At 41.0% G+C, this 16,275-nt stretch carries 12 protein-coding genes; 8 read left to right on the top strand and 4 right to left on the bottom strand.

All coding sequences use genetic code 11. From position 1 onward, the window contains the following. The first annotated feature begins 108 nt into the window (after nt 1–108). Nucleotides 109–2,625, top strand: coding sequence for a peptidoglycan glycosyltransferase/peptidoglycan DD-transpeptidase MrcA (gene mrcA / locus SJ312_RS11695; RefSeq protein WP_110592744.1), 2,517 nt, complete (start codon nt 109–111; stop codon nt 2,623–2,625). A 156-nt stretch (nt 2,626–2,781) separates the two neighbouring features. Here mrcA and nudE read toward each other — a convergent pair whose 3' ends face one another. Beyond that, a complete protein-coding gene (nudE, locus tag SJ312_RS11700; protein ID WP_094962884.1) occupies nt 2,782–3,333 on the bottom strand; it encodes an ADP compounds hydrolase NudE in 552 nt (183 codons plus the stop codon). A gap of 325 nt (nt 3,334–3,658) precedes the next feature. Between nudE and SJ312_RS11705 the strand changes: the two genes are divergently transcribed. The 4 genes from SJ312_RS11705 to pckA all read left to right on the top strand — a co-directional run bounded on the left by SJ312_RS11705 (nt 3,659) and on the right by pckA (nt 8,962). Further along, entirely contained in the window at nt 3,659–5,752 is a 2,094-nt protein-coding gene (locus SJ312_RS11705) for an IgaA/UmoB family intracellular growth attenuator (protein ID WP_110592743.1), read from the top strand. 64 nt (nt 5,753–5,816) lie between these two features. After that, on the top strand, nt 5,817–6,227 hold the full coding sequence (gene hslR, locus SJ312_RS11710) for a ribosome-associated heat shock protein Hsp15 (RefSeq protein WP_004263168.1): 411 nt from the start codon (nt 5,817–5,819) through the stop codon (nt 6,225–6,227). A 39-nt stretch (nt 6,228–6,266) separates the two neighbouring features. Further along, nucleotides 6,267–7,139, top strand: coding sequence for an Hsp33 family molecular chaperone HslO (gene hslO / locus SJ312_RS11715; protein WP_004263166.1), 873 nt, complete (start codon nt 6,267–6,269; stop codon nt 7,137–7,139). A gap of 203 nt (nt 7,140–7,342) precedes the next feature. After that, entirely contained in the window at nt 7,343–8,962 is a 1,620-nt protein-coding gene (pckA, locus tag SJ312_RS11720; RefSeq protein WP_004263163.1) for a phosphoenolpyruvate carboxykinase (ATP), read from the top strand. A 67-nt stretch (nt 8,963–9,029) separates the two neighbouring features. Here pckA and SJ312_RS11725 read toward each other — a convergent pair whose 3' ends face one another. Continuing rightward, a complete protein-coding gene (locus tag SJ312_RS11725; protein ID WP_272574802.1) occupies nt 9,030–9,728 on the bottom strand; it encodes a pirin family protein in 699 nt (232 codons plus the stop codon). A 478-nt stretch (nt 9,729–10,206) separates the two neighbouring features. Then, nucleotides 10,207–11,415: an NAD(P)/FAD-dependent oxidoreductase gene (locus SJ312_RS11730; protein WP_110592742.1), complete on the bottom strand. Its 1,209-nt coding sequence runs from the start codon at nt 11,413–11,415 to the stop codon at nt 10,207–10,209. A 375-nt stretch (nt 11,416–11,790) separates the two neighbouring features. Here SJ312_RS11730 and pitA point away from each other — a divergent pair, with 375 nt between their 5' ends. Next, entirely contained in the window at nt 11,791–13,281 is a 1,491-nt protein-coding gene (pitA, locus tag SJ312_RS11735; RefSeq protein WP_004263157.1) for an inorganic phosphate transporter PitA, read from the top strand. A gap of 132 nt (nt 13,282–13,413) precedes the next feature. Here pitA and uspB read toward each other — a convergent pair whose 3' ends face one another. Continuing rightward, complete coding sequence (gene uspB, locus SJ312_RS11740) at nt 13,414–13,749, bottom strand: universal stress protein UspB (RefSeq protein WP_004263154.1); 336 nt, start codon at nt 13,747–13,749, stop codon at nt 13,414–13,416. A 450-nt stretch (nt 13,750–14,199) separates the two neighbouring features. Between uspB and uspA the strand changes: the two genes are divergently transcribed. Both uspA and gdhA read left to right on the top strand, forming a co-directional pair. Further along, entirely contained in the window at nt 14,200–14,634 is a 435-nt protein-coding gene (gene uspA / locus SJ312_RS11745; RefSeq protein WP_004263149.1) for a universal stress protein UspA, read from the top strand. 266 nt (nt 14,635–14,900) lie between these two features. Beyond that, nucleotides 14,901–16,235, top strand: coding sequence for an NADP-specific glutamate dehydrogenase (gdhA, locus tag SJ312_RS11750; protein ID WP_004263145.1), 1,335 nt, complete (start codon nt 14,901–14,903; stop codon nt 16,233–16,235). Nucleotides 16,236–16,275 lie beyond the last annotated feature (40 nt).

Genomic DNA, 16,275 nt, shown 5'->3' on the forward strand with positions numbered 1-16,275 from the left:
TCCTTATCATTAACAAATAAATTACGATTTCTATTGTGCTGTATAAGCTTTATACTGTGTGTTAGTGATATCTAAACCCTCTTGTTAGCCGAGCATGGGAATTTTCCGGTGAAGTTCGTAAAATATTTTTTTATTCTTGTTTTCTGTTGCATTTTTTTGGGAACCGCCTCGATTTATGGCATGTATAAATATGTGGAAGGTGAGTTACCTGATGTAGCAACAATGAAAGACATTCGTCTGCAAATTCCAATGCAGGTATACAGTGCGGATAACGAATTGATTGCCCAATATGGGGAAAAGCGTCGTATTCCTTTACCTCTGGCAGAAATTCCTCCTTTAATGATCAAAGCGTTTATCGCCACTGAAGATAGCCGTTTTTATGAGCACCATGGGATTGACCCTATTGGTATTTTCCGTGCGGTTACCGTAATGGCGTCTTCTGGCCATGCATCTCAAGGGGCCAGTACAATCACTCAGCAGCTCGCGAGAAATTTTTATTTAAGCCCTGAAAAAACCCTCATGCGTAAAGCTAAAGAGGCATTTTTGGCTATTCGCATTGAGCAGCTTTTTACTAAAGATGAAATTATGGAGTTGTACCTGAATAAAATTTATTTAGGTAACCGTGCTTATGGCGTCGGAGCAGCTGCGTACGTTTATTTTGGTAAGACAGTGGATGAGTTGACGCTTAGTGAAATTGCGATGATTGCAGGTTTACCAAAAGCACCTTCTACATTTAACCCTCTGTACTCTTATGACCGTGCGGTAAGTCGTCGTAATGTGGTTCTTTCTCGCATGTTTGAGGAGAAATACATTACTCAAGACCAGTATGAACAAGCAAAAAATGAAAAAATAGTTGCTTCGTATCATGCGCCGAAAATTGATTTTTCTGCGCCGTATTTAGCCGAAATGGCGCGTCAAACCTTGTTTGATAAATATGGTGAAGATGCGTATACCGATGGGTATAAAGTCTACACTACGGTGATCCGTAAAGATCAGGAAGCTGCAACAACCGCAGTCCGTAATAATTTGATCGACTACGATACTCGCCACGGTTATCGCGGTCCTGCCGAGGTTTTATGGAAACAGAATGAAACGGCTTGGACAGCAGAGCAGATAGTCGAAAAATTGAAAAAAATGCCGGTTTATGGGCCTTTAATGCCTGCAGTTGTGACATCTGCAACAGCTTCAGAAGCGCAAGTGATGTTAGCTGATGGTTCGCAAATTCCTATTACAATGACCGGTGTGCGTTGGGCGCGTAAATTTATTTCAGATACTCAACAAGGTGCCGCGCCAAGAGCTGTAAATGCAGTCATGCAAGTGGGTGAGCAAATTTGGATTCGAAAAGTTAAAGATAACTGGTGGTTAGGGCAAGTACCTGATGCGAATGCGGCATTTGTTGCTTTAAATCCAAATGATGGGGCGATTATTGCGCTAGTAGGTGGGTTTGACTTCAATATGAGTGAGTTTAACCGAGTCACCCAATCATTACGCCAAGTTGGTTCGAATATTAAACCTTTCCTATATACAGCGGCAATGGATAAAGGCCTGACATTATCATCATTACTTAATGATGTACCAATTAGCCGTTGGGATGCAGGTGCAGGTTCTGATTGGCGCCCTAAGAATTCACCTCCTCGCTATGATGGGCCTATTCGTTTACGTCAAGGTTTAGGCCAATCAAAAAACGTTGTGATGGTTCGTGCGATGAGAGCCATGGGGGTGGATTATGCGGCTGATTATCTGACTCGCTTTGGTTTTCCAGCGGAAAATATTAACCGCACTGAGGCGTTAGCGCTAGGTGCGCCATCATTCACACCAATGCAAATGGTTCGTGGATATGCTGTCATGTCCAATGGTGGGTATTTGATTGACCCATACTACATTTCGAAGATCGAAAATCATAATGATGAGGTTATTTTCGAAGCCAACCCTAAAATAGCATGCCCTGATTGCACGAATATTCCGGTAATTTATGGTGATACGGAACGCACTATTGTGAGCAACGGTATTGATGATGAGTCTACCGAAGAAGTGACACAATCAGGCGATAATACCGTCATAAAAGAGCCAACAATGGAATTAACGACGGCAGCTAACTTAGACGGGAACTCTGGTGACCAATATGCACCTCATGTAATTAATACCCCACTTGCATTCTTAATTAGGGATGCGATGATGACCAATATTTATGGCGAGCCTGGTTGGTCAGGTACAGGTTGGCGTGCAGCGAGAGACTTAGGTGGTCGCCGTGATATTGGTGGGAAAACAGGGACAACTAACAGCTCTAAGGATGCTTGGTTCTCTGGCTATGGCCCAGATGTTGTTGCTTCTGCATGGATTGGTTTCGATGATAATAGGCGAACATTAGGTCGTGGTGAAGCCGGGGCTAAAAGTGCACAACCCATGTGGAACGACTTTATGAAGTCTATTTTGGCAGGGGTACCAGTGAAAACAATGAAACCGCCTAAAGGTGTTATTTCGGTCTCCATTGATAGCAGAACAGGTAAATTAGGTTCCTCCCGTCGTGAGTATTTTATTGAAGGAACTGAACCGAAAGAACATGCGGTACAAGAGGTAGGTACGACAATTTCTACGGAAGGCGGGGCCAGCCAAGAGCTATTTTAAAATTATTGTTGGTTAAATACCTATAATTAGCACCCCATTGTTGGTTTAAAACATGGGGTGTTTTCTATAGAGACGTTTAATATATCAGTAGGTTATATACCTATATTAATGATTAGTTATAGAAATAACATACAGCAGATGTAATGTTAAGTGTTATTACCTAACACTTTTTAGGTAACGTTCTAGATAGAAAAGTGCGCTAATATTCCGAGCTTCGTTGAAATCAGGGTGTTCCAGTAATTCCATCATTCGAGATATTGGCCATAGCTCTTGTTGTAGAGGTTCAGGCTCATCTCCTTTGAGTTTTTCCCTGTATAAGTCTTGAGCGATAAGAATATTCATTTTACTTGAAAAGTATGATGGCGACATCGTCAGTTTGGCGAGCTGAACCATGTGATTAGCGCCATAACCAATTTCTTCTTTGAGTTCACGCTGGGCTGCTTCAATGGCAATTTCACCGGGGTCGATAGCACCTTTGGGAAAGCCTAATTCATAGCTTTCAATCCCGACAGCGTATTCGCGAATGAGGATGAGGTTATCACCCATGATAGGAACAATAAGAACCGCTTCGCGTTTTGCGGGCCGCATTCTTTCATAGACTCGTTTTTCACCATTACTAAATTCGAGGTCAACTGATTGAATGCTGAATAATTTTGATTGAGCAACATCTTGAATATTCAAGATTTTAGGTTTTTTTAACTCTGTCATAACGATTTCCGAACAGGATGAGTGAAATCTATTGCTAAAAGCATATTTCATTGATTTACGAGACGCGTTTTACCTAGCACTGCCCGTATTTCGAAATCATCATACAACTATGACCTATATCAAAATAAAATGATAGATATTATCGAGTAGATAAAATGCTGTTAGTATAATTGACTCAAACAAATAATACGGGTAAACAAATAAAACATTTTTTACAAGGTGTTGTAATTTAAAATAAAAACTACAAATAGAATAGGAATCGGCTTATTTTTAGGAAGTGTGAGGGCTGATATGCTTTTCTTATTCATTTTTCATTGGGGAAACAATGCTGAACCATGTCATTATAACGGCTATAATTGTTATTAGCCTGACTATAATGGCTTCCTTCCTATATTTTAGGCGGGGGCGGCATTCTGGCGTCTATCAAATACCTTCTGTAGCGTCACCATCATTTAGGAAAATGATTGATTCAGATTACCAAACCATCTCCCAGTATTTAAATTATTGCGCTGCTATATCAACAAATACATCTCAGCATCCATGGCAAATCAAAAAAAACTCAATCATAGCGACAGTTTGCCATTCATTGACACGTTTTAACTTACGCCAAGAGCAAGGAAATAGTTGGCGCTATTTTATTGATACAATTGAGGTTCAGCTCCCTTCACAGCTTGAGCCTTTTTTGCAACGCCAAAATGTTATGGAAATAGTGGAAACAGACCACTTGCCGTTAATTATTTCAATGAATAGCCATTCTCTGAAAGATTTCAGTAGTGAATGGCAAACGGGTATGCCTATCGATTCAACATGGCCTGATGCGGCAATTCAAGAACGTGGCCAGCATAGTATTGAGCGATTGAAAGTTCGTAAAGAGACGAATGAAGAACATCGGTTACACCATTCTACAGGTTGGCTTGGTGCTGCGATTATCTGCCTGAGTTTTTTATTTGGTTATTTAACCCTTGTTTCGATTCCTTTATTACAGGAATCGGGATTAGTGATCACAACGATTACGTTTATTATTGGGTTACTTATTCTCTTTCGCTCTAGGATGTTCCCCCGACAATATCAAGATATTCAATGTATTCATGGCCAACCAAAGCGCTGGGAACTCTATGGCGAACTGGATAAAAAATATTCCACCAATACGTCTATTGCTGGTATTGACTTGCACTACCCTAATCATTGGACGAATTATTTAAAATACGAAGAAAACCAAGCTGTTAATATTGATTTTTATACGACGGGTGAGGTGGTTAGGCACGGTAAGTATCTTTCTTTGCATGAAGAAGAGCGTTATTACCCTTACAAACGGTTTAAAAAGAATGTATTGATGTTAGTTGGGGCTTTATTAACGATGACCCTGATATTTGCATATCAACCGATAGATTTGCCAATAAAACTGGGTTTTGCGTGGCTCGGTGGCACAGAGAAAATCAAGGCTGAGAGCCCTAATGAGCTCGCTTCCCGTCAGCTCAAAGTTGGGGATACATTAGTTGCCCAAGGAAAAGGGATGTGTTACCGCTCACCGAATTTGAATAAAGAAAACCAAGCTCAATTTGTGCCGTTTGATTGCTCTGGTATTTATTGGAATGATGTTAGTTTACAGACTGAACCTCAATCAGAGGTTGTTGAACACTCAATATCATTGCTTGATACCGTCAAAAGCCAATTGCATCCAGATAAAAACTCGACAGGAGTTAACCCAAGATTACAGCGGGATATTATGAAATCAGGGATGAATATTATCTTTGATTTTTCGGCTATCATCATGGGGACAGAGCAACTGTGCCATAATTCTGATAACTGCCTAAAATTAAAAAATGCACTGACTAACCTAGGGAGTACAGATGATTGGCCTTCTTTAGTAAAGAAAGCGTCTACGGGAAAACTAAAAGGGGCTCATGTTTTATTGCGTGCTGGTAGCGCTGAGGCCTTGGAAAACATCGTGGAAGACACCATATATGATTTTATCAGGACAGAAATAGATAGAGAAGTGCGCAAAATTAATAGTCCGCCTCCTGGTGGTGTTTTATTAATTAGTGATGAAAACAAGCCTTTAGTTGATTCGATACAGGGAGCTTCTTTTAATGAGCTATCGCCATTACAGCGTTGGCAAGAGTTGCAAAGGTTATCAAATCTTCTGATCAATACACCGTTCAATATTGAAGGTGTAATTACGGATTTATCAGTAGATGCCAATGGGACATTGCAAATTGTGTTGCATGAAGAACCCAATGAAAAAGTGGTATCTCAGTATATATGTAGTGCGCTTTTTATCCTATTTTTGTTGGTGTGTGCGTTGTTAAATGGTTCGTTGATTGTGCTACGTGTTTTGAATAATAAGAAGCGTTTGCGTAATATCACAGAATATTATGATAAATGCTTTGAGGCTAATCCCCCTTCCTATCGTCGATAGCATCATCCCGGAAGTAGAGGGAGCCTCTTCTTAGTTTGATTCAGACTTATGTTGAGGAGGCCCCATGAATCAATCCATTATAGAACCTGTTCGCCTTGATAAGTGGCTGTGGGCTGCGCGATTTTATAAAACACGTGCGGTCGCCCGTGAAATGATTGAAGGCGGCAAAGTCCATTACAATGGGCAAAGAACTAAGCCAGGGAAAATTGTTGAGCTGCATGGAATCGTTAAGCTTCGGCAAGGTAATGATGAACGAACGGTTGAAATCATGCAAATCAGTAGCCAGCGCAAAGGTGCACCGGAAGCTCAGTTGCTGTACTGTGAAACGATAGAAAGTATTAATCAACGCGAGAAAATGGCACAAGCGCGTAAGATGAATGCACTGACGATGCCACATCCAGAGCGACGCCCGGATAAGAAAGAACGGCGTACCCTGTTAAAGTTTAAACAAACAAATTCTCATGAGTCGTCTTAATGACGGCCTGAGCAACAGCCCGAGCAATAGAGAGATATTATGGCAAACCAAGACTTACTCCACCGTTTTTTATTTGAACAACATTCCGTTCGTGGAGAAATGATCAGTGTTGATGAAACCTTTGAACATATTTTAGAAAACCATGACTACCCAACAGCGGTAAAAGGGTTGTTGGGTGAGTTACTTGTTGCTACCAGTTTATTGACGGCAACGTTGAAGTTCGATGGCGATATTACTGTGCAAATTCAAGGTGATGGGCCTGTTAATTTGGCGGTTATCAACGGTAATAATTTACAACAGATGCGTGGTGTTGCACGTGTCGATGGCCCAGTTGTGGCGGGTAGCACTCTCAAGCAAATGATTGGTAACGGTTTTATGGTTATTACCATCACACCGAACCAAGGTGAACGTTATCAAGGGATTGTGGCTATTGAAGGGGATTCTATCGAAGAAAGCATTGATGCCTATTTCCGCCAATCAGAGCAATTACCAACCCGTTTATTTATCCGTGTGGGTGAAGTAGATGGGAAACCAAGTGCAGGTGGTATGTTATTGCAAGTTTTGCCAGCAGCAAATGAAACAAGCCATGACTTTTTTGACCACTTAGTGCAACTGACTGCCACGATTAAAGGCCAAGAGCTGAGCACATTGGATGTGAAAGAGGTTTTACATCGTCTTTATCATGAAGAAGATGTCACTTTATATGACCCTCAATCTGTCGAGTTTCGTTGTACTTGTTCAAGGGAGCGTTGCGAAAGTACGTTAGCCACCTTACCTAAGGAAGATGTTATCGATATTTTGCACAAAGATGGGAAAATTGATATGGAATGTGAATTTTGTGGCTCACATTATGTATTTATTGAATCCGATCTTCAGGGGTTAAATAATGAGCTAAATCAGCAACTTCACTGATACGATTTAGCAACCTAATTATGTGACAAGGGTGCAATTCTGCACCTTTTTCTTATAATTTTAAAGCATTATTACGTGCTCTAAGTCTCATTATGAATTAAAAAAAATCATACATTTTCAATTCTTTGATAGCAATCGCTGTTAATTAGTCGTAAAGAATTATGATCATCCGCAGATTAGTTATGTTTACCAGGAGCAATATAATGAGCGCTAAAAGCATTACCCTGAAGGAACTTGAAAAGTACGGTATTCATGATGTAACTGAAGTGGTTTATAACCCAAGTTACGAGCTATTATTCACGGAAGAAACTAAGCCTGGACTTGAAGGTTATGAGCGTGGAACAGTAACCACTTTAGGAGCTGTTGCGGTTGATACAGGTATCTTTACTGGTCGTTCACCAAAAGATAAATATATTGTACGTGATGACGTGACTCGCGATACAGTTTGGTGGGCAGACCAAGGTAAAGGTAAAAATGACAACAAACCTATGTCACAAGAAGTTTGGGCGGATCTCAAACATTTAGTGACTGAACAACTGTCAGGTAAACGTTTGTTTATCATTGATGCATTCTGTGGTGCGAATGCTGACACTCGTCTAAAAGTACGTTTTATCACCGAAGTTGCATGGCAGGCGCATTTCGTTAAAAACATGTTCATTCGGCCATCTGATGAAGAATTAGTGGGTTTCGAACCTGATTTCATCGTCATGAATGGCGCAAAATGTACTAACCCGAATTGGAAAGCACAAGGTTTGAATTCAGAAAACTTTGTTGCGTTCAACTTAACCGAACGCATGCAACTGATCGGCGGCTCTTGGTATGGCGGCGAAATGAAGAAAGGTATGTTCTCTATGATGAACTACCTGCTGCCATTAAAAGGCATTGCATCTATGCACTGTTCTGCTAACGTCGGCGAAAAAGGTGATGTAGCCATTTTCTTTGGTTTATCTGGAACAGGTAAAACCACACTCTCTACCGATCCAAAACGTAAGTTAATTGGTGACGATGAACACGGTTGGGATGATGACGGCGTATTCAACTTTGAAGGTGGTTGCTACGCAAAAACTATCAACTTATCTAAAGAAGCTGAGCCAGACATCTATGGCGCTATCAAACGTGATGCGTTATTGGAAAACGTGATGGTGTTGGCAGATGGTTCAGTTGATTTCAATGATGGTTCAAAAACAGAAAACACCCGTGTTTCTTACCCAATCTACCACATTGAAAATATTGTAAAACCTGTTTCTAAAGCGGGCCATGCAACAAAAGTTATCTTCTTAACCGCAGATGCATTTGGTGTGTTACCTCCTGTTTCTCGTTTAACGCCTGAGCAAACGCAGTACCACTTCCTATCAGGCTTTACCGCGAAATTAGCAGGTACAGAGCGTGGTGTCACGGAACCAACTCCAACCTTCTCCGCTTGCTTTGGTGCGGCATTCTTATCACTGCACCCAACACAATACGCTGAAGTATTAGTTAAACGTATGGAAGCAGCGGGCGCGAAAGCTTACTTAGTGAATACAGGCTGGAACGGTACAGGTAAACGTATTTCCATCAAAGATACACGTGCCATCATTGACGCTATTTTAAGTGGTGACATCGAAAAAGCAGACATGATTAAACTGCCAGTGTTCGATTTAGAAATCCCAACAGCATTACCGGGTGTGGATACCAATATCCTTGACCCACGTAATACTTATGCAGACAAAGCACAGTGGGATGAAAAAGCGCAAGACTTAGCGGAACGTTTCGTGAACAACTTTGATAAGTACACGGACACCCCAGCAGGCGCTGCACTGGTGAAAGCAGGGCCAAAACTGTAATTGGTTTTGTGAATCAATAAATAATAAAGGCTCTACCAAAGTAGAGCCTTTTTTGTTGTGAAAATGATTATTCTGCTGATGGTAAGTCAAACAACAGGATTTCACTATCTTCACTTGCTTTGATGGTGAGCGCTGTTTCTTGCCAAATGGCTAAACCATCGCTGGTGGTTGCTTTTTGGCCATTCACTTCAACATTCCCTTTAACGATCTGGATCCACACGACACGTTTATCAGCGATAGCATGGGGGTGTGTTTCATTAGCAGGTAATGCCCAGCGCCACAGTTCCATATCTTGATAAATTTTTAAGGAGCCATCACGTGCATCCGGTGATAGCACCAATTGCTTACCGTCTTTGGAGTCGAACCGTTTTTGCTCATAACGTGGCTCAATGCCTGTTCTTTCAGGAATGATCCAAATTTGGTACAGATGTAGCTCTTCTTCATTGCTTGGGTTGTACTCAGAGTGACGAATACCCGTACCCGCACTCATTATTTGAAATTCACCCGCAGGGATTTGCTCCATATTGCCCATGCTGTCTTTATGTTCCACAGTACCATTGAGCACGTAGGTTAATATTTCCATATCTTTATGGGGATGTGTTCCAAACCCTTGGCCAGCAGCAATAAAGTCTTCGTTAATCACTCTCAGCGCAGAAAAGCCCATAAATTGCTCATCATAGTAGCTAGAGAATGAAAAAGTATGCCAACTGTCGAGCCATCCATGGTTTGCATGACCACGTTCGTTCGCTTTGCGTAAATAGATCATCGTGTTCTCTCCTGTACGGATTTCAACCTTGGTTGAACTCGCTCTAAATGTATTGATGACAGTTTAACCAATTTATACACAGAGAAAAGTAGCTCCCATTAACCATAGGATCCAAAAAATTTGAATAAGATATAAGGTGATTGCAGAGAATGTGGTGTGAATAAAAAAATAGCCAGCGCAAGGCTGGCTAAAGTAAACACTGGAAGCAATGTGAGCAATGTCGTACTCCCTGCAAAGGGTGACTAAGTAACCCTGTTGAGGAAGTGATGATAATGATAATAGTTATCACTATCGTTTGTAAAGCATTATTTTTAACCAAAATAATATATCTTATAATTAAAACTGCAATTATATGATTTATATGAAATTAAATATTAACCATTATTTTTCAATGGATTAAGATTATTTGGCCATAAATAAAGGCCGATAACTTTAACAGAGCAATCCTGTTAAGAGTCTGGTTAAGGCCGAGTGTTTTTTAGTCGTTTTTTGCAAAAGGGAGAGGTAAGCTTTCCGCGCATGCAGCCGCGGAGCTCCATGCCCATTGGAAATTGTAACCTCCGAGCCAGCCGGTCACATCCATCACTTCACCAATAAAATACAGGTCTGGTACTTTAAGTGATTGCATGGTTTTAGATGATATTTCGTGAGTATCAACGCCACCCAATGTCACTTCGGCGGTACGGTAACCTTCCGTTCCATTAGGTTGCACCTGCCATTGGTGTAAGGTGGTGTGTAACGCTTCAATTTGAGGATGATTAAGCTGTTTTAGAGCAAACTCAGGGATTTGTCCTTGGGCTTGTAATACCTCAATTAGCCGTTTTGGTAATAATTTAGCTAAGGTATTTTTCAATGATTGATTTGGGTGCTGTTGTCTCTCTGAAACGATAAAATCATTGACGGAGATATCTGGAAGTAAGTTAATACTCACGTACTCGCCAGGGTTCCAGTAGCTGGATATTTGTAAAATAGCTGGACCAGAAAGCCCTCGATGGGTAAATAAAATATTTTCTTTAAATACGGTGCCGCTTGCCGCTGTTACCGTTGCAGGGACAGAGATACCTGAAAGTACCTGTAAGGTTTCTAAAAGGGGTTTATGTAAGGTGAAGGGCACCAGTGCTGCTCGTGTTGGAATAATAGTATGCCCAAACTGTTCCGCAAGACGATAGCCAAAAGGGGTCGCACCTAAACCTGGCATAGATAGGCCGCCTGTTGCAACGACAAGTGAGTGGGTACTTACTTGAGAGCCGTTGATCGTGACTAAAAAACCATTATCTGCTTTGTCAACGGCAGTCACCTCACTGCGTAACTTGATAGTGATATTAGGTAGATTACACTCACTTTGCAGCATATTGACGATATCTTGTGCACTATTATCACAAAAAAGCTGCCCTAAGGTTTTTTCATGATAGGGAATATTATATTTGGCCACTAAGGCAATAAAATCCCACTGTGTATAGCGAGCAAGTGCTGACTTACAAAAGTGTGGGTTTGTTGAAATGTAATTGCTGTGTTCTGCATACATATTAGTGAAATTGCAGCGCCCGCCACCGGACATCAATATTTTTCTGCCTAATTTTTTCCCGTTATCAACCACTAGCGTCTTCAAACCGCGTTTGCCAGAGTGTGAGGCACAGAATAAACCCGCTGCACCAGCACCTAAAATAATAACGTCGAAATTTTTCACAATAAGTGTCTCTATATATGTTTGATTTTAAGCGTAATTACATTGATAACTGGGATATTTTACGTCATCTCATCGGGATTGTAATGTAAAGCTTTGAGGAAGAACTGATGAAAACTATACAGGACGTATTATAATTAGAAAAATTCGTCTAAAAAAAGCAAACAACGATTATTTTCTGGAAATATCGTTAAAAAGTTTCAAAAATTCAGAATAAGTTTGATTGCTTTAACGTATTGAAAAATATGGAGTAATTGCTATGAGGTGCTTTTTTGATGGGTAGTTAAATCAAAAAAAGGTTAGATTTTGCTTCCACCGCCAGCGTTTGTCACTGATAATGCGCCGCGTTCATGTCCAACATATAATGGCTTAACGTCTATGCTACATCTTTTTACAGGTTTAGAATTTCATACAGGTCTATTATTAGTTCTGGCACTGTTATTTGTGCTGATCTATGAGGCTATAAATGGCTTCCATGACACCGCTAACGCGGTAGCAACGGTTATTTATACCAGAGCAATGCGGGCTCAGTTCGCAGTTGTCATGGCAGGGGTTTTTAACTTTTTTGGTGTCTTGCTGGGAGGGTTGAGCGTTGCATATGCCATTGTCCATCTCTTACCAACAGACCTCTTGCTTAATGTGAGCTCAGCTCACGGCCTTGCAATGGTTTTTTCATTGCTCTTGGCTGCAATTATTTGGAACCTTGGAACTTGGTACTTCGGTATCCCAGCTTCCAGTTCACACACACTGATCGGGGCAATAATCGGGGTGGGTTTAACCAACGCGATTGTGACTGATTCGTCTGTTGTTGATGCCTTGAATATACCGAAAATGATCAGTATTTTCATGTCATTAATTTTGTCTCCCGCTATCGGTTTCGTGATTGCCGGTTTGATGATTTTCTTTTTGCGCCGTTATTGGAGTGGCACAAAGAAACGTCGTCGTATTCACTTAACACCAGCGGAACGTGAGAAAAAAGATGGTAAGCGTAAGCCACCATTCTGGACCCGTACTGCATTGATTTTGTCAGCAGTTGGGGTCAGTTTCTCCCATGGTGCGAACGATGGCCAGAAAGGCATCGGTCTTATCATGCTGGTGTTAATTGGTGTTGCTCCAGCAGGTTTCGTTATGAATATGAATTCTAACGGTTATGACATCGCAAAAACACATGATGCGGTTGTCCACCTGCAACAATACTATGAAACACATAAACCAGCGTTAAACCATGCAATAGAAAATGCCCCGGCCGTTGCAGAAAGTAGTGATGAGCCTGGCGGTGAATTCCATTGTGATAGCACGCGTACTAGCGCTATTTTAAATCAAGCGCAAAAGATGCTTGATGGCATTCAAAGCTATGAAGAGCTGACGCCAGACCAACGTAACCACGCACGCCGTTTGCTGATGTGTATCTCTGATACTGCGAATGCGGTTGCGAAATTGCCAGAAACCAGTTCGAAAGATGCCAGCTTACTGAAAAAACTCAGTAATGATTTGCTGTATACCGTTGAATATGCGCCACTGTGGATCATTATTGCGGTTGCTTTAGCATTATCATTAGGCACCATGTTTGGTTGGCAGCGTGTTGCTGTGACCATTGGTGAGAAAATTGGTAAGAAAGGCATGACTTATGCGCAAGGTGTATCTGCCCAGGTGACTGCAGCAGTTTCTATCGGTGTGGCAAGTTATACTGGTATGCCAGTTTCAACAACGCAGGTTTTATCTTCTGCGGTTGCGGGGACGATGGTTGTCGATGGTGGTGGTGTACAAACAAAAACCATTAAAAGCATTGCATTAGCATGGTTATTGACTTTACCGGTGTCCATTGTGTTATCGGGCGGTTTGTACTGGCTATCGCTGTTGTTTATCTAGTCGCACTAATTTTGGCTTCATACATGAGTATGGAGCCTTTAACAGTTACATGAACACAGTAATCTACATATATAAAATAGTGATGATCGGAAGGTCATCACTATTTTCTCGCTAGCAAGTTACTAATCACAATTAACCTGTTATCAATAAATAGGCTAAGCTCACGACAACAAGAATACTGAGTCTGCTTATCATCATGAATTGCTTACGGATCCGCTCACAACGCAAAATAACTTCTGGGTCGTAATGTTCCAGATATTGTTTATTATTTATGTATCGAACTAACCGCAGTTGTTTGTTCAGTTGGCCGTGTGTAGTAAAAAAACCATTACCATCAACGGATTGATAAAGCAGGGGATCTGAATCCCTTAGAATAGACAATAAAACACGAACGGAAGAAAAGTACCGCATCATATTTAAGATGCACAAAATGCATAATGCCCAAAATAATGCAATCATACTGAACATAATCCTCTCCTTAGAACCTAGCTCAAGCTCACAGCAATTGTCGCAAAGGAAATACAGCAGAAAAATTGTACTTATACTCAGTTATTTTATTGTAGGATAAATTACTGTTTAAAAAAAGTGCAGTTAGCGCAAATTTGTGATGACCTCTTGTTTCTATTGAAGAAAATAAATCTGAGTTACTGAACTTTATTATCACAGTTTGCTGTGCAACTTTGTTGCATTTCTAAACTAAAGAGTCGCCATAACTCGAATTTTTTAGGGCAATATATTAATATTGAATGAATGATGTTATTGTTTTATAAAATGTTATATGAAGTGATGATTTTAAGGTTAATCTGCTTAGATGTGATCAAAGCAACACTTAATAATCACAATTAGCAGGTATAGTATTCATAAAGATGTGGTGAAGGCATAACCACCAGATAATCAGCATTCGGAAGGAGTTTACTTATGGCTTACAAACATATTCTCGTTGCGGTAGATTTATCACCTGAAAGTAAAGTATTACTGGATAAGGCTGTCTCTATGGCAAAACCTTACGGGGCCAAAGTATCTATGATCCATGTTGATGTTAACTATTCAGACCTCTATACCGGTCTTATTGATGTCAATCTTGGTGACATGCAGCAACGTATTACTGATGAAACACGTAATGCTCTGAAGGATTTGTCTGCGGGCGCAGGTTATGAAATCCAAGAAACACTCAGTGGTAGTGGCGACCTAGGCCAAGTACTTGTGGACGCGATTAAGAAATACAATATGGATTTAGTGGTCTGTGGGCATCACCAAGATTTCTGGAGCAAGCTGATGTCATCTGCTCGCCAGTTAATCAATACTGTTCATGTGGATATGTTGATTGTGCCACTAAATGATGATGAAGAATAATCCATATCACTCAATTTGAAATATTATTCACTGAAAACGCTTGTTTATGCAGGCGTTTTTTTTGTTTCAAAATATGTATTTTGAGGGAGTTATTGGCAGGTCAAGCAATTTATTTTGCTATAGAGTGAAAAAAAACCTTGAATTTAGAATACAAACTAATGATATATTCAATAGGCAAACACAAATCAACCTCACATTTCCTAAAAATAATGATAAGAAAGAGTGAGGCACATCACAACAACTACATGTTAAAAAGGAAGACATAGATGACACAATCACTATCTTCGTTCTTGGAGTCTGTCCAAAAAAGAGACCCTTCTCAACCTGAATTTCTACAAGCCGTGCGTGAAGTATTCACTTCCCTTTGGCCGTTCTTAGAGCAAAATGCTAAGTATCGTGACCAAGCATTACTTGAACGTTTTGTTGAACCTGAGCGTGTAATTCAATTTCGAGTATGTTGGGTAGACGACCAAGGTAAAGTTCAAGTTAACCGTGCATGGCGTGTGCAATTTAGCTCTGCAATCGGCCCATTCAAAGGTGGTATGCGTTTTCACCCATCTGTGAATTTATCTATCCTGAAATTCTTAGGCTTTGAACAAACACTGAAAAATGCTTTGACCACATTGCCTATGGGTGGTGGTAAAGGTGGCTCTGACTTTGATCCTAAAGGTAAAAGTCATGGTGAAGTGATGCGTTTCTGCCAAGCATTGATGACAGAACTCTATCGCCATATTGGTTCAAATACTGACGTCCCAGCAGGGGATATTGGTGTTGGTGGCCGTGAAGTGGGCTTTATGACAGGTATGATGAAAAAGCTGTCTAATGATACTTCTTGTGTATTTACCGGTAAAGGATTGTCTTTTGGTGGTAGTTTAATTCGCCCTGAAGCAACCGGTTACGGTTTGGTTTACTTCACAAATGCGATGCTAAAACGTCATGGCCTAGGTTTCGAAGGGATGCGTGTCGCGGTTTCTGGTTCTGGTAACGTTGCGCAGTACACCATTGAAAAATGCATGGAGCTAGGTGCCAAAGTGGTTACAGCTTCCGATTCAAGCGGTACTGTAGTTGATGAAGACGGCTTTACAACAGAAAAACTCGCACGTTTGGAAGAAATCAAAAACAACTATGGTCGTATTGAAGAATATGCAAAAGAGTTTGGCTTAACTTACTTAGCGGGTCAGCAACCATGGAATGTTCCTGTCGATATCGCTCTGCCATGTGCAACACAAAATGAGCTGGATGTTGATGCAGCAAAAGTGTTAATCAAAAATGGCGTTAAAGCGGTCGCTGAAGGGGCTAATATGCCAACGACTATTCCTGCAACTGAGCTGTTCCTTGAAGCAGGAGTGCTGTTTGCGCCAGGTAAAGCGGCTAACGCAGGTGGTGTGGCAACCTCAGGTCTTGAGATGGCTCAAAATGCGGCTCGTCTAGGTTGGAAAGCAGAGAAAGTTGACGCCCGTCTGCATCACATCATGTTGGATATTCACCAGCACTGTGTGGAGTTCGGTGGTGAAGAGAAACAAACTAACTATGTTCAAGGCGCTAACATCGCGGGCTTCGTAAAAGTCGCAGATGCAATGCTTGGGCAGGGTGTGTTGTAATCCTCTGACCTCAAAACGTACGCGAAAGGGCGGCTGTATC

It is taken from the genome of Providencia sp. CIM-Carb-044 (assembly GCF_033901115.1).
In the GTDB taxonomy this organism is placed as follows: domain Bacteria; phylum Pseudomonadota; class Gammaproteobacteria; order Enterobacterales; family Enterobacteriaceae; genus Providencia; species Providencia hangzhouensis.

What these genes read in the sequence shown, in the direction of transcription:
- uspA (WP_004263149.1), top strand. Translation starts at nt 14,200, where the DNA reads ATGGCTTACAAACATATTCTCGTTGCGGTAGATTTATCACCTGAAAGT.
- pckA (WP_004263163.1), top strand. Translation starts at nt 7,343, where the DNA reads ATGAGCGCTAAAAGCATTACCCTGAAGGAACTTGAAAAGTACGGTATT.
- nudE (WP_094962884.1), bottom strand. Translation starts at nt 3,333, where the DNA reads ATGACAGAGTTAAAAAAACCTAAAATCTTGAATATTCAAGATGTTGCT.
- gdhA (WP_004263145.1), top strand. Translation starts at nt 14,901, where the DNA reads ATGACACAATCACTATCTTCGTTCTTGGAGTCTGTCCAAAAAAGAGAC.
- SJ312_RS11705 (WP_110592743.1), top strand. Translation starts at nt 3,659, where the DNA reads ATGCTGAACCATGTCATTATAACGGCTATAATTGTTATTAGCCTGACT.
- uspB (WP_004263154.1), bottom strand. Translation starts at nt 13,749, where the DNA reads ATGTTCAGTATGATTGCATTATTTTGGGCATTATGCATTTTGTGCATC.
- hslO (WP_004263166.1), top strand. Translation starts at nt 6,267, where the DNA reads ATGGCAAACCAAGACTTACTCCACCGTTTTTTATTTGAACAACATTCC.
- hslR (WP_004263168.1), top strand. Translation starts at nt 5,817, where the DNA reads ATGAATCAATCCATTATAGAACCTGTTCGCCTTGATAAGTGGCTGTGG.
- SJ312_RS11725 (WP_272574802.1), bottom strand. Translation starts at nt 9,728, where the DNA reads ATGATCTATTTACGCAAAGCGAACGAACGTGGTCATGCAAACCATGGA.
- pitA (WP_004263157.1), top strand. Translation starts at nt 11,791, where the DNA reads ATGCTACATCTTTTTACAGGTTTAGAATTTCATACAGGTCTATTATTA.